The organism is Corynebacterium halotolerans YIM 70093 = DSM 44683 (genome assembly GCF_000341345.1).
GTDB classification, from domain to species: domain Bacteria; phylum Actinomycetota; class Actinomycetes; order Mycobacteriales; family Mycobacteriaceae; genus Corynebacterium; species Corynebacterium halotolerans.
Genome location: NC_020302.1, coordinates 91779 through 114089, shown reverse-complemented (window position 1 = coordinate 114089; position 22311 = coordinate 91779). Strand labels below are relative to the sequence as shown.

The window sequence follows — 22311 nt, the reverse complement described above, 5'->3', positions numbered from 1 at the left end:
TTCCACCCGTTACCCCCGACCGGCCCCGTGACCTCGATGGAACGTTCTTTGCCATCACCCCCACATGCGACACCCGGGAGACGGCTACAGGGATTCGGTGACCGGGCAGTGCCGCTCGGCGAGATCCCGGAAGACGCCGCCATTGAGATCGAAGGCCCGGTTGGCCTCGGAGATCAGCCAGCCGGACCCCGGGGCGTCGAGGCCGAGGGCGTCGAGACGTGCACGGTAGGCGTCGCGGTAGGGCTTGATCTTGCCGATCGATGAGAAGTCGTAGAAGTTCACGCCCCGCTCGCCGATGCCGTAGCGCTGACGCAACATGCGCGCGATGACCTGTCCGCCCGCCAGGTCCCCCAGATAACGGACGTAATGGTGGGCGATGAGGCCGAGCTGGTCCCCCTTGTCGGCCAGCTCGTCTAGGCGCGCCACGTAGGCGGCGGTACCCGGACCGGGGACGAGTTTCTCACGCCAGTCCAGTCCCACCAGCTCCAGCAGGTCGCGCTCGAGGGCGTCGAGACGCTCGAGCCGCGGATCCGCGATCGCCGCCAGGTACGGCAGATGCATGTTGCCCCGCACCGCCCGCTCGAGGGCGGCGTAGACGAACCAGAGCTGGCCGGCGTAATCCGCGACGGCACCCCGGGTCAGCGTGCCCCGGACCAGGCGGGACATGAACGGCGACTGCTCGGCGTGGCCGTGGGCGGCGGCGGTACACTCGCGCAGACTGACGGACAACGGCGCTTCATTGGCGATGAGCATGAATCAAGCCCCTCTCTTCGGTAAAGCCCAATAGGTTAGGCTTGCCTTAACTCTGTGAGGCTGACCTTAGCCGCGGGTTATTCCCGGGGGTATGGGCGCGAGGAAAATTCCTCCTTTCGATTGACCCCGGAGAGGCCGCCGGTCCCCGGCGGGGTACGCACCCGGGAGCCGGACCGGGGTGCCCCGTCCACGGAAAAGGCCTCCCGGAAAACCGGGAGGCCCGGGGCGAAACCGGGACCAACAGTTACCGGTTGCCGTCGTTGCGCGGGTGGGCGGTGGACAGCTGGGCGTCGATACGCAGCAGTCCGGAGCCGTCGTCCCCGACGAGCCTGATCTGATCGACGATGCGCGAGACGGTGTCCTCCTCCTCGATCTGCTCGTCCAGGAACCAGTTGATCAGCGAACGGCTGTCGTAGTCCTCGACGGAGTCGGCGATGCGCGCCAGCTCGCGGATCATCTCGGAAATCTTCCGCTCGTGCTTCAGCGCGATCTCGAAGGCCTCGAGCGGGGTGCTGATCGTGGTCGGGGTGACAGGCACGTCGGAGAGCTGGACGCGCACGTCGCGGGCCAGCATGTGGTCGGCGAACTTGGAGGCGTGGAAGCGCTCCTCGTCGGACTGGTTGGACATCCAGGAGCTCATGCCTGGGAAGCTGAGGCGGTCGAGTTCGTAGGACAGCTGCATGTAGACCAGCGCGGACTCGAACTCCGCGATGATCTGGCTGTTCATGGTCTGGTGGAGTTTCTCGTTCATGCTCATGCCTGAATGCTAGAAAAAAGGATCGCTCCTGTCATTGTTTTAGGAAAGGCTTATCTTTATTTCCGTGGCCCGCAACTCCCCTACCGGCCACAACGGTTCCGTGCGGGGGTCGGCGGTCCCGGCCCGGCGCGGCTAACCTGGGGGTCAACCGTCGTACACGTAAGGAACCCGACCGTGGCCCAGGACCGTTTCGCCGATCTCCGCACCGAGCTGACCGAACGCCTGCGCCATTTCTGGCGCCCGGATCCCTCCGGGGACGGCTCCGCCGACGTCGCACCCGAGGCCAGCGCCGGATTCGCGCGCGCCGACCGGGTGCCCGAGGAGGTGGCCCGGGAGATCGTCGACAATTACGACGATGACCCGCAGCACACCCGCAACATCGACGAGGACGAGTCCGAGGCCCTGCCGCTGCTGGCGCGTGTGCGGCCCCGCGGAATGTTCAACGACGACTGGCGGGCACGGCCGACACCGACGCACCCCTGGCCGGTGGTGCTCATCCACGGCACCGGCTCCACGAAGGGCGACTGGCAGGAGCTCGGCACCGAACTACGTGAGGACGGCTGGGCGGTCTTCGCCCCCGATTTCGGCAACCGCGCCACCGCCCTCGTGGAGGAGTCCGCGGAGCAGATCGGCGCGTACATCGACGCCGTCCTGCAGGTCACGGGCGCGGAGCAGGTCATCCTCGTCGGCCACTCCCAGGGCGGCATCCTCGCCCGCTACTGGATGCGGCTGCTCGGCGGGGCACCCAAGGTGCGGCACCTGGTGTGCCTGGCGGTACCCAATCACGGCACGACGATGGGTGGCGTCGTCAACCCGGTCATCCGCACACAGCTGGCGGAGAACATCGCGAACTCGATCGTCCACGCCTGGTTCGGGCCGAGCGGTTTCCAGCAGATCCACGGCCACCCCATCATCGAGGCGATCAACGAGGACGGGGACCTCGACGAGGGCGTGAGCTACACGTGCATCGCCACCCGTGCCGACACCGTCATCCAGCCGCCCGAGACCTGCTTCCTGGAGGTCCCGGAGGGCGAGGACCCCGACCGGGTGCAGAACCTGTGGATCCAGGACATCGAGCCACGCGCCGTGGTCCTCCACCGCGACCTGCCCTGGGACTGGCGGGTGCGTCGCATGGTGCGCATGGCGCTCGATCACCTGCGGTGATCGGCGGGCCGGTGCGGTTTCAGAGGGGGCGGTTTCAGAGGGCGAGCGGTGAGAAAATACACTTCCGGTTTCCGCGGCCGGCCCGCCAACAGGGAGAATGCACCTCGAGGCCGGTTCACCACCGAGTGCGAAGTGTATTTTCCGGCTCAGCCCGGCTCAGCGGAGTGGGGCAGGCGTGATTGCACGTCCACCTGCACTCCGCCGGGCGTCGGCAGGCCGACATTTAAGCCATGCACGCGAAGTCCCAGGCCTCCACGCGGTCGGCCTCCCGGAGCACGGCCCCGGATAATGGCGGTCAGGGCCACCACGGGGGTGGCCCGTGAGCGTGAGAGGGCGAAACCGTGAACTGGTCCGAGACACTGATGCTGAGCGTGCCGCTGCCGGAGCTGCTCATCCGCGGGAGCATCACCTTTGTGCTGCTGTACGTCCTCATCCGCATCGTGGGGCGCCGCGAGTCCGCCGCCGTGGGGCTGACCGACGTGCTCGTGGTCGTGCTCATCGCCGACGCCGCGAGCACCGGCATGCTCGGCGAGAGCAAGACCATCGCCGACGGTTTCGTCGTGATCGTGGTGATCCTGTTCTGGAGCGTGGTCATTGACGCGCTGAGCTTCCACTTCCCGTGGTTCTCCCGCCTGGCGAAGGCCGGCCCGAAGCCACTGATCGAGGACGGTCAGCTGGTGCGCAGGACGATGAAACGTGAGTTCATGACCCGTGAGGAGGTGATGACGCAGCTGCGGATGAACGGCATCGGGGATCCGTCCGAGGTGGAGCGCGCCTACCTGGAGCCGAACGGCAGCATCAGCATCGTCACCAGGGAGGAGGGCGACCGTGAGCGCGAGCGCTACGGCAAGAGCCCGGAGAGCACGGAGGAGCAGTAATGCCCGCGCAGGCGAGCGCGTGGGTGGGCGTCGGTAAGCGGGGTCCGACACGCCGGCACCCCCGGCGTGTCAATTCCCCGACAAGGGTGCGTTTGTCGCCTAAAGTTTTCTGCGGTGCCACCGAATGACGAAGCGGTCGTTCCCCCGGCAAACCGGTAGGCACCCACCCGGCCGGGGCCGCCTCAGCAGCGCCCAGACGAAGGCCGGGAGATTCCGGCCTGCAGTTCCCGTCAGCTATCCCCGCCATTTTCCCGCAGGAGAGCTCCCCCATGCACGCCCTGACCAAGAACACCGCCCACACCGTCGCCGATGTCTCCGACACCCTCAAGCACGCCCGCGTCGCCGCGGGGCTGACCCAGTCGGAGATTGCCAAGCAGCTCGACGTCTCCCGCTCCTGGATCAGCCAGTTCGAGCGCGGCCAGACCAAGGGTGTGGCGCTGGCCCGCATCCTCGACATCGCCGAGGCCCTCGGCGTGACCATCTCCCTGGACTACGAGGGCGCCGAGGAGCAGCCGCAGGGTGCCGTGCTCCCGCCGGAGACCATCTCCCCGAAGGGGGCGGTCTTCCACGTGCGCAGCGGCCTGGATCTGGTGCACCAGCGCCAGACCGTCGCCGACGCCGCACAGGTGGCCCAGCCCGTGGAGCTGCCGGAGCTCGTCGAGGCGTAGCCCGGGGCCTGGGGTCCGGCCCGGGTGGGAAAGCCGCCTGTGGCTCTTCGTCGAGATCACGTCGTCGAAAGGGGACGTGCTTTCGACCAAGCGGGTCGAAAGGACGAGCCCTTTCGACGATGCGCTTTCGACGTTTCACGGCAGTACCCGTCCTACAGCTCCAGCTCATCGAGCAGCGCGTCGAAAGCCGGCGCGACCCGCGGACGCCACAACGTGGTCACCTTGCCGTCCGCCCGCCCCGGACCGCCGGGCCGTGCTCCCCGCGCGGGGACTCAGCCGACCAGGTACAGGCCGGACAGCGGGAACCCCATGTCCAGCGCGACGTGCGTCTCGATGGAGGTGTTGTCCAGGCTGGGAACCGCCCAGATCTTGCCGGACAGATCGGCGACGTAGGTCACCTGCTGGCCCTTGTCGACAGCGAGACCGACCACCTCCTCGAAACCCTCCGCGAGGATGACCGGGGCCTGGCCCTTCTCCCCGATGGCCGGCACCGCGGCGCGGTTCAGGGAGTTACCGCCGGTATGGTGACCACGGTCGGTCCAGAACAACTGGCCGTCGTCGTACTCCAGGTTGATCGGGGCGGGCAGGTCGTCCCACAGCAACTCGATATCGGAACGGTTCTCGGCGGTCTCACCCCCGGGGATCTCGAGCCCGGCGCGGAAGATCCGGCCGTCGCCGCCCTCGTGGGAACCCTTCTGGGTCCAGTAAACGTGGCCGTTCACATCGTCGACCGCGACACCGACGATCCAGTCGCGCTCAGCGCCGGAACCGTCGCGCTTGACCAGGTCGCGCAGACCGGTACCGTCGGTGCGCACCGTGGACAGGGCGAATCCCTCCCGGTTACCCCAGTACAGGTTGTCCTCACTGTCGATGGCCAGCTGCTTGCCGGTGATCGTCTGCCCGGGCGGGACGACGTCGCGGCGGTTGCCGCCGTCGAAGTCGACGGCGTGGACGCCACCGTCCGCGGCGGTGTACAGCGCCCCCTCCGGGTTGTCGGCGGGCACCCCCTCGCCCATCGTGGTCCAGTAGATGGTGCCACCGCCGGAAACGACGCCGTCCGGGTGCGGACCGGTCTCCGTGGTGATGATCCTGCGTCCCCCGCCGGGCAGGTCGATCAGAGCGATCTTGTTCTGGTCCCAGGCCAGGGCGAGCAGCTGTGACATATCGGGCTCCTCAACTTCGGGCGTCGCTGGTCATGTCGCCCGACGCACCGCCCGTTGCGGGCGGAGCGTCGGAGCACGGACATGTGAGTGTTTCCGTGCCCACGGTACCCGTGGTCAAATCCCCTCGACGGTGGCCGACCTCACAGCCCGAGCTCGTCCAGCAGGGCGTCGAAGGCCGGTGCGACCCGCGTGCGCCACAGCGTGGTCACCTTGCCGTCCGCCCGCCCAGGACCGCCGTTGATGACGGCGACCGGTTTGCCCTGCTTGCACGCGTCGAGCGCGATGCGGTAGCCGCTCATCACCGCCAGCGAGGACCCGGCGACGATCAGCGACGCCGAGTCCGCCAGCATCTGCGCCGCCCGCCGCTTGCGTTCAACCGGCACCGGCTCGCCGAAGTACACCACGTCCGGCTTCAGTCTGGCCGAGCCACACATGGCGCACCCGGCCATGACGAAACGGTCGACGGCCGACTGCGGCAGCGTGACGTCGCCGTCCGGGTTGACCATCGACGGGTCCAGCGCCACCGACTCCAGGTAGCCCGGATTCGCCTCCTCCAGACGGAGGTCGAAGAGGTGGCGCTCCTCGCGGTGCCCGCAGTCCAGGCACATCACGGTGGCCAGATCGCCGTGCAGGGGGACGAGATTCTCCGAGCCGGCCTCGCGGTGCAGGCCGTCGACGTTCTGAGTGACGACACCGTGCACGAACCCGGCGCGCTCAAGCTCGACGAGCGCGAAATGGGTGCGGTTGGGCCCCGCGACATCTATCTGCCGCCAGCCGACGTAGCTGCGCGCCCAGTACCGGTGCGAGGCGGCCGGGTCGTGGCTGAACTCCTGGTAGGTCATCGGCCGGTGCCGGGACAGCGAGCCGCGGGGGCCGCGGTAGTCGGGGATGCCGGAGTCCGTGGACACACCGGCGCCCGTGACGACGAGCGCGGGTCCGAGGTTCAGCTGTTCGGTGATCTGCTGGAGGGCCTGCTCCGGTGGGGTGGGCGTGGCCGTCTCGTCGACCACGCGCGCGATGGAACGCAGCGCCGCCTGGTGGGCCTGGTTGATGCCCGGCTCCGGGAAGGCGTCGGATGGGCCGAAAATTGTAGTCACAGTGCCCAATGTAGTGGTGCAGGGACCTGCGGAGCGAGTCTTGGGCGGGCGCCGGGAAGCGGGATATTTTAGCATGTCAGAAGCGTGCGCGTCCGGGTTATTTTGCTCTACTACTGTTATCTAATTTCCCTCCGGCCGGGGTGTGAGGGAAAATACACCGCATGAGCACCGACACCACACAGGACGGTGTGACACCCGAGCCCGTCAGCACAACATCAGCGGACGGCAACTCGGCTGCCCACCAGCAACGTCAATTCTTCGGTCAGCCCTGGGGGCTGGCGAACCTCTTCGGGGTCGAGATGTGGGAGCGCTTCAGCTTCTACGGTATGCAGTCGATCCTCGCGTACTACCTCTACTACTCCGTCACCGACGGTGGTCTGGGCATGGACCAGACCGCAGCGCTGTCGATCATCGGCGCCTACGGCGGCTTCGTCTACGTCACCTCACTGATCGCCTCCTTCGTCGCGGACCGACTCATCGGCTCCGAACGGACCCTGTTCTACGCCGCCGTCACCGTGATGGCGGGCCACATCGCCCTGGCCCTGATTCCGGGCTACGTGGGCCTGTCCATCGGCCTGGTGCTGATCGGCCTCGGCTCCGGCGGCGTGAAGACCGCCGCGCAGGTCGTCCTCGGCCAGCTCTACAGCCGCACCGACACCCGCCGCGACGCCGGCTTCTCCATCTTCTACATGGGGGTGAACATCGGTGGCCTGTTCGGGCCGCTGCTCACCGGCTGGATCTGGGGCATGCAGGGCTTCCACTGGGGTTTCGGCCTGGCCGCCATCGGCATGGCCCTGGGCCTGATCCAGTACGTCCTCATGCGCAAGTCCACCATCGGTGCCGCCGGCCACGCCGTCCCCAACCCGCTGCCGAAGAAGCAGTACCTGCCGTGGGCCCTGGGTGCGGTGGTCGTCGTCGCCGTCGTCATCGCCCTGATCGGCACCGGCATCATCCGTCTCGAGTGGCTGTCGACGATCACCGCCGCCATCGCCTTCATCGCCGCCGTGGTGCTGCTGTCCCAGATGTACACGTCCCCGCTGACCAGTCCGGAGGAAAAGTCCCGTCTCCTCGGCTTCATCCCGATGTTCGTCGGCGGCGTGCTGTTCTTCGCGATCTTCCAGTCACAGTTCACCGTCCTGGCCGTCTACGCCGACCAGCGCCTGAACCTGAACTTCCTCGGCCTCGAGCTCACCCCCAACCAGGTCCAGTCCTTCAACCCGCTGTTCATCATCATCTTCTCCGGCGTCTTCGCCGCCCTGTGGACCAGGTTGGGCAAGCGCCAGTGGTCCACCCCGGTGAAATTCGGCGTCGCCAACATCATCATCGGTGCCTCGCTGTTCTTCTTCCTGCCGTACGCCGGCGGCGGTGAGAACTCCACCCCGATGCTGGTGATCATCTGGATCCTGTTCCTGTTCACCATGGGTGAGCTGCTGCTCTCCCCGGTGGGCAACTCCCTGGCCACCAAGGTCGCCCCGCAGGCCTTCCAGTCCCGCATGTTCGCCGTCTGGCTGATGGCCGTGTCCATGGGCACCTCGCTCTCCGGCACCCTCGGCGGGTTCTACAACCCCGAGGACGCGGGCGCGGAACGCACGTTCTTCGTCACCGTCGGCATCGCGGCGATCGTCCTCGGCCTGGTGACCATCGCACTCAAGCGGTGGGTGCTGAAGAAGTTCGTGGACGTGCGGTAAGTTTCTGACGTTTCCGTCCGTTTGGGCCGGGTCCTGCGCCTTCGGGTGCGGGGCCCGGTTCTTTTGTTGTCGGGGGGTGCACAGCTGCGTGCCGGTGATGCTGATGGCGAATCAAATCCACGCACCTACAAACAGCAATTTTTTAGCCCGTTCGCTGACCTGCGGTTTCAGGATTCTACTTTCAACGGCTGCAAGTATCCGCGTGGATCTGACCGGATTCAGTCGCCGCGGAGTGGGCGTTTTGGCACTTCCATGAATGAGGGGACTTCTAAAACTGACGTAGGCCTACCCGACGAAAGGGAGGTACAACCTGCCGTTGACGTCCCGCCTGCTCACACCCGATACATTGAAAGCGGCCAGCAAACGGAAGGACAGCCCCCGATGAATCTCAGGGAACAGAAGGCAGCCGAGACCCGCCGGCGCTTCATCGACGTCGCCTTCGAGCTGTTCTCGGAGCAGGGCTACGGCGCGACGAGCATGAACCAGATCGCCAAGCACGCCGGCGGTAGCCGGGCGAATCTCTACCTGCACTTCCGCAACAAACCTGACCTGGTGCTGGCGAAGATGCGGGAGATCGAACCCGGCATCATCGGGCCCTTCCGCGGGCTCTTCGAGTCCGCGCCGCACGACGCGGCGTCGGTACGCGCCTGGCTGGAGCGCATGCGCGACCTGTGGCTGGAGACGAAGGTGGAGTTCGCCGCGATGGAGCAGGCCATGTCGGAGGACGGGGAGGTCGCCGCGGAGTGGCTGGACATGATCCGGCGCATGAGCCACACGATGCCCGGCCTGGCGGAGAACAGGCAGCGGAGGCAGGACTTTGTGTGCCTGCTGATGAGCCTGGACCGCAACTACTACTTCCTCTACGTGCGCGGCCACCGCGAGAACGAGGACTTCGTGCTCGAGGCCCTGACGCGGCAGTGGCTGACGTTGTTTCCTTAGGAGGGGTAGAAGGGCAGTCATTGGGCAGGCCCGGAGAACATGCTTCCGAGATCCCGAAGAGCTTTCGCTCTTGAGGTCATCGCGCACGAGCGGAGGGACAATTGGTGTTCGAGGAGATGGGGAGCCGACGTTCAAAAATCGTATGCACGGGTGTCAGAAACTGACAGAACTCCTCGCTTGCTCCCAACTGAAGTGTCTCGGTTCCTAGGAACCGAGACATACGGCACGCCCATTACACAATGAGTAACGGAAGTTCAGAGCGCCGCCTATCTCCCTTGGTAGGGGTCCTGGATGCCGATGTACTGGACGGTGGTGTACTCGTCGAGGCCCTCGGCGCCGCCCTCACGGCCGAGGCCGGACTGCTTGACGCCGCCGAACGGGGCCGCGGCATTGGAGATCACGCCGGAGTTGAAGCCCATCAGGCCGAACTCGAGACCGTCGGACAGCCGCCACATGCGGCTGGGGTCCTCGGTGAAGACGTAGGACGCCAGGCCGTACTCGGTGGCATTGGCCAGGGTGATGGCCTCCTGCTCGGTGGAGAAGGTGATGACCGGGGCGACGGGGCCGAAGATCTCCTCCTGGACCACGCGGGCGTCGGCGGGCACGTCGATCAGCACGGTCGGCTCGTAGAAGTAGCCGGGCCCGTCCACCCGCCTGCCACCGGCGACGGCGCGGGCACCGGAGGCCACGGCGTCGTCGACCAGCGAGGCCACGGAATCGAGTGCCTTCTGCTCGACCAACGGCCCGCAGGTGACGTCCTCATCGAGGCCGTCGCCGACGTTGAGCCCGCTGATGCGCTCGGCGAACTTGTTCGCGAATTCCTCGGCCACGGACTCGTGGACGATGAAGCGGTTGGCCGCGGTGCAGGCCTCGCCGATATTGCGCATCTTCGCGCCCATCGCGCCCTCRACCGCCTCATCCAGGTCGGCGTCGGCGAAGACGATGAACGGGGCGTTGCCGCCGAGTTCCATCGAGGTGCGCAGCACATTGTCGGCCGCGGCCTTCATCAGGGTCTTGCCCACCGGGGTCGAGCCGGTGAACGAGACCTTGCGCAGACGCGGATCCGCCATGATCGGCTCGGAGATCGCAGACGCCGACTTGCCGGCGACCACGTTGAGCACCCCGGCGGGCAGGCCGGCGTCGAGCATGGTCTGGGCGAAGTACTGSGAGGTCAGCGGCGTCAGCTTCGCMGGCTTGAGCACCATCGTGCAGCCGGCGGCCACGGCCGGGGCGATCTTGCGGGTGGCCATGGCCAGCGGGAAGTTCCACGGGGTAATCAGCAGGCACGGGCCCACCGGCTTGCGTACCGTGACCATCCGCAGCGTGCCCTCCGGGGCGGGGWAGGCCCGRCCGTAGTCGCGCACCGCCTCCTCCGAGAACCAGCGCAGAAACTCCGCGCCGTAGGTGACCTCGCCGCGGGCCTCGGAAAGGGGCTTGCCCATCTCGAGGGTCATCAGTGCGGCGAATTCCTCCGCGCGTTCGTGCACCAGGTCGAAGGCSCGGCGCAGGATGTCGGAGCGCTCCCGCGCCGGGGTGCGCGCCCACTCGTCCTGGACGGCGCACGCGGCGTCGAGGGCGGCGTTCGCGTCATCCGAGGTGGCCGAGGCCAGGGTGGCCAGGGTCTCACCGGTGGCCGGGTTCTCCACGTCGAAGGTCTCGCCGTCGCTGGAGTCGGTCCACTGGCCATTGATGAGCAGGCCGGTGGGGACCTTGTTGATCAGTGAGATGAGGTCACGTGGGATGTCTCCGTCCGAGGAATCGGTAGATGATTTCTGTAACAAGGTAGTGGTGTCCATGAAAAGCTCCTCGTGGTGGGACCGCGGCTATGGTGCCGCATGTTCAGGCACTCTCCTCCCGCAGCGTGGACAAAGCGGGAGAAATGTGACCCAAACCATAACGGAAAAATGCCGCGGAAAACCTGGATAAGACCACATTATTTACCTCTTTATATGTAGTTTTCTACACCTTTTCCCTGCCTGCAAGCGCGGTGAGCCGGTCTAGAGTGAAGTGCATCACGATTCAATTCTCTCCAGCAAGGCTAGGACGAGAAGCACCCCTGCCCGGAACGACGAAAGGAAGACAGATGACCGAGAGGGAACCGCACCCTCGGGTACTGGTAACCACCGGCGGCGCTTCAGGCATCGGCCTCGAAGTCTGTCGCCGTTGGGCTGCGGATGAGGGGGTGGCCATACTCCTGGATATCGACAGCGACAATCTCGACGCCGCCGTCGACTTGATAGGGAAGAATGCTCGCGGCGTCGTCGTCAACGTACGTGATTCGTCGTCCGTGGATGAGGCTTTCTCCGTCATCACCGACGAATTCGGCCAGATCGACGCACTGGTCAACTCGGCTGGGAACTCTTGTCCCTCTCCGACCGCCGAGATGTCAGACGGTGATTGGGAGTCAGTCATCGACATTCATCTGAATGGCACGATGCGTGTCTGTCGCGCGGCCTACCCCCTGCTCAAAGCGGCGGGAGGAGCAATTGTCAACGTTTCATCCGTGGCCGGCGTTCTCGGCATGCCACAGCGGGCAAGCTACAACTCAGCCAAGCACGCCATCGGTGGCCTAACGAAAAGTCTTGCCGTGGAATGGGCAGCAGAAGGAATCCGCGTGAATTCCGTCGGTCCCGGCTATGTGCTCACCACCCTGACCCGGAAGCTCATCGCTGACGGGGCGCTCGACACTGAACCCGTCACCCGCCGCACCCCGCTGGGCCGCTGGGCTCGGCCGGGAGAAATCGCGGACGGCATCGGCTTTCTCCTGAGTAACCAAGCGAGCTTCATCACGGGACACACCCTGATGATCGACGGCGGTATGACCATTGACGGCAACTGGTACAGCGACTGAAAGGAAAAACATGAGCCACCCCCACCCTTTCTCCACGACCGCATTCGAAGGAAAGCGTGCATTGATCACAGGGGCCGCCGGAGGTATCGGTCATGCATGCGCCCGCGTTCTTGCGGTCGGTGGCGCAGATCTTCTCCTCACCGATCTCGACCAGATTCGTCTCGACAAACTTGCCGGGGAGATCAGCGCCACCGCAGGCAGACCTGTCACTGTCGAGACATTCAGCGGCGATCTCACCCGACCCGATACTCGGGCAGACCTCATCGCACTGGTGGCCGAGGCAGGCGGCATTGACCTTCTCATCCCGGCCGCCGGAATCTACCCGGAGTCACCATTCCAGAAAATTTCCGATGAGGACTGGGAAACAGTGCTCTCGGTTAACATGACCGCGGTGTTCACCCTAACCCGGGACTTGTCCATGCACCTGCGGCGAGGTGGGGCGATCGTGAACTTCGGCTCGATTGCGGGCGCGCGAGGCAGCCGTAACCACAGTCACTACGCGGCGACGAAGGGGGCGATTGCGGCGTTCACTCGGAGCATCGCAATCGAACTCGCGGACCGGGATATTCGAGCCAACACCGTTGCACCCGGAATCATCCAGACCTCGATGACGAACAACCTCGTTGCGGACGTTGGAGACGATCTTCTGAAAGCCACTCCCCTACACCGCTTTGGAACCCCAGAAGATGTCGCCGGGATTGTGGCTTTCTTGTGCACCGATACCGCTGGCTTCATCACCGGTGAAACGATCCACGTGAACGGCGGCTTGCACATGGCATCATGAGCGCATGAGTTTGCTCGTAAAGATTCTAGAGTACATACAAGCGGGACAGCCCGTTCCCCAGGAAATCTTCAGCAGTCTCAACCCCGAAGAGCAGGCGGCGGTACGGTCATTCGAGAACAGCCGTCAGATTGAGCACCGTTGGCGCGACATCACTCTGTCCCTTCTGCGTACCGCCACCGACCTGTCCCGAGGACAGGACCGCATGAAGGTACTCGACGAGCTGGTACATAGCAGTCGACAAATCATCCGCTCCGACGTCGCGTACATCAGCCTTAACAACGAGAACACAGCGTCGACCTCGGTGTTGACCACTTCCGGGGTGATCACCGAGCAGTTCCGAAACATCCGGATCCCCTTCGGAATCGGTGTGCTCGGCGTGGTGGCATCGACGAAGCAGGCGTCCTGGACATACGACCATGAACAGGATCCCAAGGTCTCCCACGTTCCCGAGGTGGACGAAGCTGTGCGCGCGGAAGGCATCCGGGGGATCTTGGGAGCGCCGCTGGCGATCGGCGGAGAAATGATCGGAGCGCTTATGGTCGGCGACCGGCGACCACGGTCCTACACAGCCGACGAGATCGTCATTCTCGATTCACTAGCCTCACTGGCATCGGTCGCACTGGAGACCTCGCAGTTGATCGAGGACCTCGAGGAGAATATCACGGCGCTGCGGGACGCCCAGGAGCAAAGCGAGCAGCAGATTGAGCAGCTTGAGACCCTCTCAGAAGCCGACTCCCGCCTGATGGACACCTTGACCAAGGGTGCCCAGCTAAAAGGTGTCTACGAGATAGTCAAAGAGAAGCTAGGTTGCCAGGTATGGTTCTGGCGCGACGGCGAGCCATTCCCGGTGCACACTGGTGAACGCGTAGAACTTGAGGAAAACGCCGAGCAGGAGATGCGTCGCCTGATCGCGGAATCACAAGACACGGGGAGCATCACCATAGGCGAGCAGATCTCCGTGCTCGCCCTCACCGTCAATCAACGTCACCTGGGGGCGATCTGCGTCGACCGCCGAGTCAGCGCTTCGGAAGCCCGGATCCTCCATCGAGCGTCACTTACCTTCGCTGCGATCATCCTATTCCGAGAAGCCCTCGTAGAGGCCGAGAGCCGCCAGGTCGACGACCTGCTGCGCAGGGTAGTCGCCGGCTCCGCCATCGAAGAGGATGCCGCCCGGTTGAAGAAACTGACCGGAGTCAACCTCAAAGAGAACGTGGACCTGCACATCGTTGTCCTAAAGTCCCCCACCCCCGCACCAAGCGCCAGGACCCTCGACAGACTTCTGGCCAAGAACGGCCTGGTGTTCGAGCACGGCGACCACCGGTGCGCCGTAGTACGCGCACCCACAGGAATTGAAGGCACACTCCGCGTCCTGTTCGACACAGCCCGCCAAGACGGGCGCAAACTCTACGCCGGTGCAACCCACTTTCCCGATGACCCGGGCGAGATTGTGTCCGCACACTCACGCGCCGTGTCCCTGGCGACCAGCTTGCAAGGATTAAACCTGGCGAACCAGGTGGCCACGCCTTCCACTTTCGGGAGTCTGGGGCTACTCCTCAGCACGGAACCTTCCACCGTCGACCAGATCATCACGGACAGCATTGGTGCGTTGATCGCACATGACGAAAAACACTCTACCGAGCTCACAATCACAGCAGCCCAGCTCTTCGACAACTCGCGAAACATCAGCGCCACCGCCAAGGCACTCTACGTTCATGAGAACACTGTTCGCCAACGACTGGAACGGATCACTGGAATCCTGGGCCCGCACTGGAATACAGGAGTTCGCGCTTTCGACACTCACCTGGCGTTGCGCGCGTGGAGGATCCGGACGCAAGCCGCACCGGAACCGAAAACATGACCACCGGATGCCCCCGATCGCCTCAGGACGTGAAACGGGACCTTTCCCCGGATGATATCGATGCCCCCGAGGACTCTTGTAGAAAAGGACATCTCACCAGGAAAATAAAGTAGCTTTCTCCATACCGTAATCCTTCTAACAACATGTTCTTGAATGTAATCTAAGTCTCACTTCCTCCCGGAAAGACCAGAAAGTGAGACTGCAATGTCTACTACATCCAGGGCGTCGAGCGGCCACACTCAGTCAGATAAAGGCACTCTCCGCAGGGCTGTCACCGGCTCAATGGCCGGCACCGTCATTGAATGGTATGAGTTCTTCATCTATGGTACCGCCGCGGCGCTTGTGTTCAGCGTGACGTTCTTCCCGAATGGCGGCAACCCACTGGACGCGGTACTCGCCGCGTTCCTGACCTACGCCATCGGCTTTATTGCCCGTCCCCTCGGCGGCTTCGTCTTCGGACAGCTCGGTGACCGGTTCGGACGCAAGAAGATGCTGCAGGTGTCGCTCATCATGATTGGCGTAGCCACTTTCCTCATGGGCTGCCTGCCGGACTTCAGCGTCTGGGGCTACGCGGCACCCATTGCGCTTGCTGCCCTCCGCTTCATCCAGGGCTTCGCCGTCGGCGGCGAGTGGGGCGGCGCTGTCCTGCTGGTTGGTGAGCACAGCCCACCCGAGCAGCGTGGCTACTGGGCCTCCTACCCGCAGGCCGCCGCCTCCGTCGGAAACGTCTTGGCCACCATCGTGCTCCTCGGTTCGAACTTCCTGCTCTCCGAAGAGGCCTTCCTTGCCTGGGGCTGGCGCATCGCCTTCTGGCTCTCCGCGGTCGTCGTGTTCATCGGCTACTACATCCGCAAGAAGGTCGAGGACGCCCCGATCTTCAAGGAGGCCCTCAAGAGCCAGGAGGAGAACTCCCACGCTTCCACCGGCCTGCGCACTGTCATCACGCAGTACCCGAAGCAGCTGGCCGTGGCTACCGCGGTGCGCATCGGTGAGAACGCCATGTACTACCTGATCATCGCGTTCACGCTGACCTACCTGACGATCTTCGACGCCATGACATCCCAGGATGTCCTGTTGATCATGTTCATTGCGAACATCGTTCAGTTCTTCTCGATGATCTTCGGCGGCTACCTTTCCGACCAGATCGGTCGCCGGAAGACGTACCTCATCGGAGGAGTCCTGGCCCTCGTCTGGGCCCCATTCTACTTCCCACTGCTGAACACCGGATCGTTCATCATCATCCTCTTCGCTGTCATCTTCGGCCTTGTCGTCCAGTCCTTCATGTATGGCCCTGAGGGTGCGCTGTTCGGTGAGCTCTTCCCCACCCGTGCCCGCTATGCCGGCGTCTCCGCCGCCTACCAGCTCGGCTCGATCCTCGGTGGTTCGTTGGCCCCGATCATCGCCGTCTTCCTGTGGAACACCTTCGACAGCTGGATCCCGATCGCCATCTACCTCTTCACCCTCCTCGCCTTCTCCATCTTCAGCATGGTCTACGGCGTGAAGGAAACTAGCGGCACGCTTCTCGAGGACGTCGATGAGGAGGACTTCGACAAGCACATCCGTTCCTCCGCACCGGCAGTCGAAACCGTAACCGAGCGCCCCACCGTGAAGAGCAGGACTCTCTAATGACCACAGTTACCCAGGCCCCCGCCCGCCTCATCCAGGGCGCTGTTCTCGAAAACTCCGGCGCTGATCGCCCCTACGCGCAGTCACAACCTATTGTGGTATCCGAACTGGAGCTTGCTGGCCCGGAAGACAACGAGCTGCTCGTCCGCATTACCGCCGCTGGTGTCTGCCACTCTGATCTCTCCGTGGTGAACAACGACCGGCCCCGCCCCGTCCCGATGCTGCTGGGCCATGAAGCCACCGGCATAGTGGAACTGGTCGGACCCGGCGTGAATGACATTGCCGTCGGCGACACGGTCGTCATGACCTTCCTGCCGCGCTGCGGCAACTGTCAGGGCTGCCGGTCTGAGGGAAAGATCCCCTGCGAGAACGGTTCCCGCGCCAATGAAGCGGGCACTCTTCTCGGAGGCGGACGCCGCCTCCGCCGTAACGGTGAAAAGGTCCAGCACCACATCGGTGTCTCTGGCTTCGCCACGCACGCCGTCGTCTCCCGCAACTCCGTCGTGCCAATCGGCAGTGATGTCCCGCCGGAGGTCGCCGCGATCTTCGGCTGCGCCATCCTGACGGGCGGCGGCGCCGTGCTCAACGTTGCCAAGCCAGCGTCGGACGACACCATCGCCGTCATCGGCCTCGGAGGCGTAGGTATGGCGGCTGTCATCACCGCCGCCGCCCTCGGAGTCAAGGAGATCGTCGGTATTGACCTCCAGGAGTCCAAGCGGGATATGGCACTGGAACTCGGCGCTAGCTCGGTGATGTCCCCGATCGAGGCAGAGGCCTCCGGGAAGCGCTTTGCAGCTGTTATCGAAGCCGCCGGGCACCCCAAAGCCCTGGAGACCGCCTGGGCGATCACCGAACCGGGCGGGATGACTTGCACCGTGGGCCTTCCTGCACCGGGTCAGAAAATCGAGATCGACCCGCTGCAGATCACCTCCCAGGCCCGCCACCTCGTGGGCAGCTACCTCGGCTCCGCCGTGCCGAGTGTGGACATCCCAATCTACGAAGCGTTGTGGCGCGAAGGAAAACTCAATGCCGAGGGACTCATCTCCTCACGGATTGAACTCACTGACATCAACGAGGCAATGGATCAGCTGGAGCAAGGTAACGTCCTGCGGCAGATTATTGTTTTCCCCACTCCCTCCGACGAGGAAGACAAGGAATGACCATCATGAGCAATGACCACGTGTACAACGCGATCATCATCGGTGCCGGTTACTCCGGCCTAGGCCAGGGCGCGCAGTTCGCCCGGGACGGGATCGACAACTTCCTCATCCTGGAGAAGGAGGATCAGCTCGGCGGAGTCTGGCGGGACAACACCTATCCTGGGGCCGCTTGCGACACCCAGTCCGTTATCTACTGCTTCAGCTATTTTCTCCATCTCGGGGTGTCCCGCATGTACGCCGGCCGCGAGGAGTTGCTGGGCTACCTCAACGCCCTGGCCGACGAATACGGCCTCAAGGATTATCTTCGCACCGGCCAGCACGTCACCTCGGCGGTCTGGGACGAGACCGATAAGGTGTGGGCACTGACGACCAAGGAGGGAACCCGGTACCGGAGTCGTGCGCTGGTCCCCGCATGGGGGCAGCTCGGCACGCCGAACATCCCGAACTTCCCGGGCCTGTCCACTTTTGAGGGTATCTCCTTCCACTCTGCCGAGTGGCGGCATGACGTCGATCTCACCGGCAAGCGCGTCGGCTCCATCGGCGCGGCGGCTTCCGCCGTGCAGTATGTCCCCGAGGTCGCGGAGGTCGCCTCCCACCTGTCAGTCTTCCAGCGTTCGGCCAACTACATCCTTCCTCGCAATCAGCAGGTGTTCACCGAGGAGGAATTGGCAAGCTTCCAGCGCAACCCTGAAACCTATCGTCAGCTGCGCAAGTCGATTCACAACGAGCGCGAGGCGGGCTTCGAGCGCACCCGACGTCAGACTGATGCTGCGGCCGAGGGCATGCGGCTCGCCCGGGAGCACCTGGAGAACCACATTCAGGATCCGGTGCTGCGCGAGAAGTTCACACCAGATTACGATTTCGGCTGCAAGCGAATCCTGCGCTCCGATGACTTCTACCCGACCTTCAATCGAGAGAACGTCTCGCTGGTTACCGAGGGAATTGAGCGCATCACACCCAGGGGCATCGTCACCCGCGACGGCGTGGAGCACGAATTCGACGTACTGGTCTTCGGCACCGGATTTCAGAGCCAGGCATTCCAGGCGGGCATGGAAATCATTGGCCGCGACGGCGTGAGCCTGGACGAGCGATGGGGCAACGCTCCCGAAGCTTACCTGGGCATGAGCGTGGACGGGTTTCCCAACATGTTCATCCTCTACGGACCCAATACCAATCTGAACCACCACTCGATCGTCGCCATGATCGAGGCCCAGAATCGCTACATTCGCCAAGGTGTCGACTACCTGGGTGCCGACGAGCAGAACGTCCTCGACGTCACCCCGTCGACCCTGCGCACGTTCAACGTCCAAATCCAGGACGAACTGAGCAAGTCCGCCTACTCCTCGGACTGCTCCTCCTGGTATAAGAACGAGGACGGCAAGGTCATCAACAACTGGTCCGGCACCGTCGCCGAGTACCACGCCCTCGCAGCCGAGCTGAACCTCGCTGACTACGGCATCATCGGCGACGCCGAGGTTGCAGCAGAACTAGATCTGGCAGGTTACGGAGCAAGCTAATGCGAGTTGACAAGGACGAATTCACCGGCCGAGCGATCGCGAAGGACGCTCTTCCCCCGCTTGAGGCATTCCGCCGAGCTGGCGGTCTGCCCTTCCACGAGTACTCGGTCGAGGACGTGCGTCGCATGTACGTCGAAAACTGCGAAGCCGCCCCTCTGCATGAGACGCATACCCCGGAGCAATCCGACTTTGAGGTGGGCGCTTTCCACGTCCGTCTCTACGATCCGCGCTCCAAGACGGAGCGCTCCAACCCCACCGCCGGCATCCTGTTCGTGCACGGCGGGGGGTGGATCATGGGGAACCTACGGACTCACCACTTCGTGGCTCGTCGCTTGTCAGTCCGCACCGGTCTTCCCCTGCTGGCGGTGGATTACCGTCTTGCCCCGGAGCACCGCTATCCCGCCGCTATCGATGATTGCCGGGAGGCGATGGACTGGTTCCTCGAGCGGGACGACCTGCACGGCGTCCGATTATCGTCACTGAGTCTCGTCGGGGACAGTGCGGGAGGCCAACTGGCTACGGTGTTGACCAACGAAGCGGTGGCGGGCGGCGTCAAGAATCCCATTGATTCCCAGGTGCTGCTTTATCCAGTCACGGACCTGACAGAGGGGAACATCACTACCTCCGCGTCATACCAGCGGGTGGTGGCTGGCTTCCCATTGGTCGCCGAAACGATGGAGTGGTTCGCGGATGCCTACGTCAGCAAAGAGGTGGATCGCTCCGCATCAGACCTGAGCCCCTTGCAGGCCGTGCTTCCCGAGGGCCTGCCCGCCTCCTACGTGATCACGGTAGACAACGATCCGCTGGCTGAGGAAGGAGCACGTTATGCGGCAAAGCTCGCGGCGGCAGGTGCCCCTGTCCAGTATGAACACTTAGTCGGTTACGCTCACGGGCTTTTCACTTCGGCCGGGAGGATTCCTACCGGCGAGCACTACGTGAACAAGGCTGCGGACTTCATCGTGGAGAACACCTCTGTGTAGCGGGGTGAATTGCCCCGTCACTGCTTGAAAGGCCGAAGCCACCATTGACCCGCGCGTTTTTCGGGAACCGGAGTTCTTGTGAAGCGGTACCGGGAGTCTTGCCGATACCCAGAAAACCAGTACCATTTACCCGCGCGCGTCACCACCATCCCGGCCCCTGCAGAAGGGAATCAGATTAGTAGGTTGGGCCTTTATCCCGGATGGTGGGCACGGGGTAATACTAGATGATTGATTCCAGGGGAGTCGCTACCCAAAAATAAAGCGAGAGTGTTCAAGATCGAAGTTGTGGACAACAATCTCAACACTCTCGCAACCGCACTCTACGTCACCGCCGACGACTTCATCAACACCCATCCCGAGCTCGCGCCACAGCGACCAGCCACCGGAATCCAACCACGGATCAGCGACGCGGAACTCATCGTCCTGGGCATCATCGAAACCCTGCTCGGATTCACCTCCGAACGCCGCTTCATCCGCTTCGCCCGCACACGACTGGCCAGCGTATTTCCCTATATCCCCCAGCAGCCCGGCTACAACAAACGCCAACGCAACCTCACCGAACTCATGCAGCACATCATGACCCACCTGGCCACCTGTACCGGGCTGCTCAACGATGACGTCTGGGTCGTGGACTCCACCCCGGTCGAATGTGGCCGCTCCCGGGAAACGGTGAAACGATCGAACATGGCCGGGTTCGCCGAGTACGGCTACTGCGCGTCGCACTCCCGCTTTTTCTGGGGACTACGGCTGCATCTGGTCTCCACCCTGCACGGTCTGCCGGTCGGCTACGCGCTCACCGGGGCGAAGGCCGATGAACGCGCCACCCTGCTGTCCATGCTGGATGCGGCACCGGTGCCCGTGCCGGCCGGCCAGATCATCATGGCGGACAAGGGCTACAACGGCACCTGGTTGGAAGAAGAACTCAACAATGGTGGTGTCGAACTCATCCGGCCGGCCCGGAAAGGGGAAACATCCAGGCCCGGCAAGCACTTTCTGAAACCTCTGCGGCAACGGATCGAGTCGGTGTTTGACACGTTGAAAGGCCAGTTGGGCCTGGAGCAGCACGGAGGCCGGACCATCTCCGGGGTGCTCAGCCGGATGGTGCGGCGGTTGCTGGCGTTGAGCGCGGTGATCTGGCACAACCACACCACCGGCCAGCCGGTCCTAAGATCATTGACCGCGTACGACCACTAAACCCCCGGAATCAATCATCTAGGCTAGGACTCGTAGCTTATCAGCGTAGATGTCCTCGTACGCATTCAGAGGCTGGTACTTGCAGTAGGAGTGTCGGCGCCGGGTACTTTAACAGGTTCCCCACCGGAACACTGATGCGAGCTGTTACTCGCAGTTGGTGCCGTCGTTGTCACCGTCGCGGTACCAGTTGTATTCCGGATCGACACCGGAGACGTAGGGACCGAAGCCGGCGGCCTTGGCAGCCTTGCAGCTGCCGAACTGCGGATCCGTTCCCGCCGACTGGGGAACCTCAATCTGCGGGGCCGGGGCCGGTGCCTCGGTCACGGGAGCCGGTGCCGGAATCTCAGCCACCGGAGCCACCGGAGCCGCAGGGGCCGGGGACTGGGTGGCGGTGGTATCCACCTCGTAGGCGGCAGTCTGGCCGGTCGGCAGCGCCTGCCCGGGGCAGTCGGACAGCACCGTCGCCATGGCGTCCTTCTCCGCGCTGGTCACCCAGAGGTCGTAACGCGCCTTCACCGCGATCTGCCGGGAGACGTAGTCACAGCGGAACGACCGGTTGGCCGGCAGCCAGGTCGCGGCGTCGCCGTCACCCTTCTGGGCGTTGGCCGGACCGTCGACGGCCAGCAGGTTCAACGGGTCGTTGGCGAACTCGGTGCGCGTGGTCTCGTCGAGCTGCTGGGCGCCCTTCTGCCAGGCATCCGACAGGGCCACGACGTGGTCGATCTGCACCTCGGTGGAGGTGTCCTGGCCGCGCTGGAAGTGGATTTCGGTGGCGGTAAAGGGATCGTCGAGGACACCGGTGAGCACCACGCAGTCCTGGGTGCCGGGCCGGAAGGTCTCGGACTCCAGGTCGCGGGCGAGGATGTCGTTACGGGTGTCGCAGCCGTTGTGGTCGGTGTCCGCCCAGGCGGGCCCGAACATGTCGCGGTCGTACCCGGTCTTCGGGGCCCGGCCCTTGACCTCCAGGGTCTCCAGCGCGGCCATCGCGCTCCCCGCGGCCGCAGTCTGATCGCCCGGGGCACCGGACTGCTCCCCCGCCGCGGCGGCGTCCCCATCCGGAGCGGTGTCGGCTGCCGGTGATACTGGTGCGGTGGTTTCCGCCGCCGGGGAGGCCGTGGCCTCGACCGTGCTCGAATCAGTCGCTCCCCCGTCCGGGGACGTGCAGCCCACAGCAGTCAGCCCCACGATCAGGGCCGCCCCGGAAACAGTAATCCAACGCTTCAACGTCATGAGG

Annotated in this window: 19 protein-coding genes; 13 read left to right on the top strand and 6 right to left on the bottom strand. The window is 64.2% G+C overall.

What is annotated here, in order from left to right:
• Positions 1-84: 84 nt before the first annotated feature.
• Positions 85-753: a biliverdin-producing heme oxygenase gene (locus A605_RS00510; protein WP_015399543.1), complete on the bottom strand. Its 669-nt coding sequence runs from the start codon at positions 751-753 to the stop codon at positions 85-87.
• Positions 754-997: 244 nt separating this feature from the next.
• Positions 998-1510 carry a ferritin gene (locus tag A605_RS00505; RefSeq protein ID WP_034991252.1) on the bottom strand — a complete coding sequence of 171 codons (513 nt, stop codon included), beginning with the start codon at positions 1508-1510 and terminating at the stop codon, positions 998-1000.
• Between the two features lie 174 nt (positions 1511-1684).
• On the opposite strand from A605_RS00505, the gene A605_RS00500 reads away from it, so the two are divergent.
• The 3 genes from A605_RS00500 (at position 1685) to A605_RS00490 (ending at position 4220) form a co-directional block, all read left to right on the top strand.
• Positions 1685-2674, top strand: coding sequence for an esterase/lipase family protein (locus A605_RS00500; RefSeq protein WP_015399541.1), 990 nt, complete (start codon positions 1685-1687; stop codon positions 2672-2674).
• 341 nt (positions 2675-3015) lie between these two features.
• Positions 3016-3552, top strand: a complete 537-nt coding sequence (locus A605_RS00495; protein ID WP_015399540.1) for a DUF421 domain-containing protein — start codon at positions 3016-3018, stop codon at positions 3550-3552.
• Between the two features lie 269 nt (positions 3553-3821).
• Positions 3822-4220 (top strand): helix-turn-helix domain-containing protein, encoded by a 399-nt coding sequence (locus tag A605_RS00490; RefSeq protein ID WP_015399539.1) that lies wholly within the window; start codon positions 3822-3824, stop codon positions 4218-4220.
• Between the two features lie 272 nt (positions 4221-4492).
• Here the strand turns inward: A605_RS00490 and A605_RS00485 are convergent, their stop codons facing one another.
• Together A605_RS00485 and A605_RS00480 are read right to left on the bottom strand one after the other, a co-directional pair.
• On the bottom strand, positions 4493-5383 hold the full coding sequence (locus A605_RS00485) for a TolB-like translocation protein (RefSeq protein WP_015399538.1): 891 nt from the start codon (positions 5381-5383) through the stop codon (positions 4493-4495).
• Positions 5384-5523: 140 nt separating this feature from the next.
• Complete coding sequence (locus A605_RS00480; RefSeq protein ID WP_015399537.1) at positions 5524-6489, bottom strand: Sir2 family NAD-dependent protein deacetylase; 966 nt, start codon at positions 6487-6489, stop codon at positions 5524-5526.
• 152 nt (positions 6490-6641) lie between these two features.
• On the opposite strand from A605_RS00480, the gene A605_RS00475 reads away from it, so the two are divergent.
• Positions 6642-8168, top strand: coding sequence for a peptide MFS transporter (locus A605_RS00475; RefSeq protein ID WP_015399536.1), 1527 nt, complete (start codon positions 6642-6644; stop codon positions 8166-8168).
• Positions 8169-8549: 381 nt separating this feature from the next.
• Positions 8550-9107 carry a TetR/AcrR family transcriptional regulator gene (locus A605_RS00470; RefSeq protein ID WP_015399535.1) on the top strand — a complete coding sequence of 186 codons (558 nt, stop codon included), beginning with the start codon at positions 8550-8552 and terminating at the stop codon, positions 9105-9107.
• 266 nt (positions 9108-9373) lie between these two features.
• On the opposite strand, the gene A605_RS00465 is transcribed toward A605_RS00470, so the two are convergent.
• Positions 9374-10903, bottom strand: a complete 1530-nt coding sequence (locus tag A605_RS00465; protein WP_015399534.1) for an NAD-dependent succinate-semialdehyde dehydrogenase — start codon at positions 10901-10903, stop codon at positions 9374-9376.
• 287 nt (positions 10904-11190) lie between these two features.
• Here A605_RS00465 and A605_RS00460 point away from each other — a divergent pair, with 287 nt between their 5' ends.
• The 8 genes from A605_RS00460 to A605_RS00425 all read left to right on the top strand — a co-directional run bounded on the left by A605_RS00460 (position 11191) and on the right by A605_RS00425 (position 21077).
• The gene (locus A605_RS00460) at positions 11191-11958 is read left to right on the top strand and encodes an SDR family NAD(P)-dependent oxidoreductase (protein WP_015399533.1); all 768 of its coding nucleotides are present in this window, start codon (positions 11191-11193) and stop codon (positions 11956-11958) included.
• A 10-nt stretch (positions 11959-11968) separates the two neighbouring features.
• Positions 11969-12742: an SDR family NAD(P)-dependent oxidoreductase gene (locus A605_RS00455; protein WP_034991296.1), complete on the top strand. Its 774-nt coding sequence runs from the start codon at positions 11969-11971 to the stop codon at positions 12740-12742.
• Positions 12743-12746: 4 nt separating this feature from the next.
• On the top strand, positions 12747-14600 hold the full coding sequence (locus A605_RS00450; protein ID WP_015399531.1) for a helix-turn-helix domain-containing protein: 1854 nt from the start codon (positions 12747-12749) through the stop codon (positions 14598-14600).
• A gap of 282 nt (positions 14601-14882) precedes the next feature.
• Positions 14883-16226 (top strand): MFS transporter, encoded by a 1344-nt coding sequence (locus A605_RS00445; protein ID WP_015399530.1) that lies wholly within the window; start codon positions 14883-14885, stop codon positions 16224-16226.
• Positions 16226-17386, top strand: a complete 1161-nt coding sequence (locus tag A605_RS00440; protein WP_015399529.1) for an alcohol dehydrogenase catalytic domain-containing protein — start codon at positions 16226-16228, stop codon at positions 17384-17386. Before A605_RS00445 ends, A605_RS00440 begins: the two co-directional genes overlap by 1 nt.
• A gap of 5 nt (positions 17387-17391) precedes the next feature.
• Entirely contained in the window at positions 17392-18903 is a 1512-nt protein-coding gene (locus A605_RS00435; protein WP_149029358.1) for a flavin-containing monooxygenase, read from the top strand.
• On the top strand, positions 18903-19883 hold the full coding sequence (locus A605_RS00430) for an alpha/beta hydrolase (RefSeq protein WP_015399527.1): 981 nt from the start codon (positions 18903-18905) through the stop codon (positions 19881-19883). The genes A605_RS00435 and A605_RS00430 overlap by 1 nt, the downstream gene beginning before the upstream one ends.
• Positions 19884-20168: 285 nt before the next feature.
• Positions 20169-21077 (top strand): IS982 family transposase, encoded by a 909-nt coding sequence (locus tag A605_RS00425; RefSeq protein ID WP_042440207.1) that lies wholly within the window; start codon positions 20169-20171, stop codon positions 21075-21077.
• Between the two features lie 144 nt (positions 21078-21221).
• Here A605_RS00425 and A605_RS00420 read toward each other — a convergent pair whose 3' ends face one another.
• Positions 21222-22307 (bottom strand): GmrSD restriction endonuclease domain-containing protein, encoded by a 1086-nt coding sequence (locus tag A605_RS00420; RefSeq protein ID WP_034991310.1) that lies wholly within the window; start codon positions 22305-22307, stop codon positions 21222-21224.
• Positions 22308-22311: the final 4 nt, after the last annotated feature.

What these genes read in the sequence shown, in the direction of transcription:
- A605_RS00470 (WP_015399535.1), top strand. Translation starts at nt 8,550, where the DNA reads ATGAATCTCAGGGAACAGAAGGCAGCCGAGACCCGCCGGCGCTTCATC.
- A605_RS00455 (WP_034991296.1), top strand. Translation starts at nt 11,969, where the DNA reads ATGAGCCACCCCCACCCTTTCTCCACGACCGCATTCGAAGGAAAGCGT.
- A605_RS00490 (WP_015399539.1), top strand. Translation starts at nt 3,822, where the DNA reads ATGCACGCCCTGACCAAGAACACCGCCCACACCGTCGCCGATGTCTCC.
- A605_RS00440 (WP_015399529.1), top strand. Translation starts at nt 16,226, where the DNA reads ATGACCACAGTTACCCAGGCCCCCGCCCGCCTCATCCAGGGCGCTGTT.
- A605_RS00450 (WP_015399531.1), top strand. Translation starts at nt 12,747, where the DNA reads ATGAGTTTGCTCGTAAAGATTCTAGAGTACATACAAGCGGGACAGCCC.
- A605_RS00420 (WP_034991310.1), bottom strand. Translation starts at nt 22,307, where the DNA reads ATGACGTTGAAGCGTTGGATTACTGTTTCCGGGGCGGCCCTGATCGTG.
- A605_RS00475 (WP_015399536.1), top strand. Translation starts at nt 6,642, where the DNA reads ATGAGCACCGACACCACACAGGACGGTGTGACACCCGAGCCCGTCAGC.
- A605_RS00510 (WP_015399543.1), bottom strand. Translation starts at nt 753, where the DNA reads ATGCTCATCGCCAATGAAGCGCCGTTGTCCGTCAGTCTGCGCGAGTGT.
- A605_RS00485 (WP_015399538.1), bottom strand. Translation starts at nt 5,383, where the DNA reads ATGTCACAGCTGCTCGCCCTGGCCTGGGACCAGAACAAGATCGCTCTG.
- A605_RS00435 (WP_149029358.1), top strand. Translation starts at nt 17,392, where the DNA reads ATGAGCAATGACCACGTGTACAACGCGATCATCATCGGTGCCGGTTAC.
- A605_RS00460 (WP_015399533.1), top strand. Translation starts at nt 11,191, where the DNA reads ATGACCGAGAGGGAACCGCACCCTCGGGTACTGGTAACCACCGGCGGC.
- A605_RS00505 (WP_034991252.1), bottom strand. Translation starts at nt 1,510, where the DNA reads ATGAGCATGAACGAGAAACTCCACCAGACCATGAACAGCCAGATCATC.
- A605_RS00445 (WP_015399530.1), top strand. Translation starts at nt 14,883, where the DNA reads ATGGCCGGCACCGTCATTGAATGGTATGAGTTCTTCATCTATGGTACC.
- A605_RS00430 (WP_015399527.1), top strand. Translation starts at nt 18,903, where the DNA reads ATGCGAGTTGACAAGGACGAATTCACCGGCCGAGCGATCGCGAAGGAC.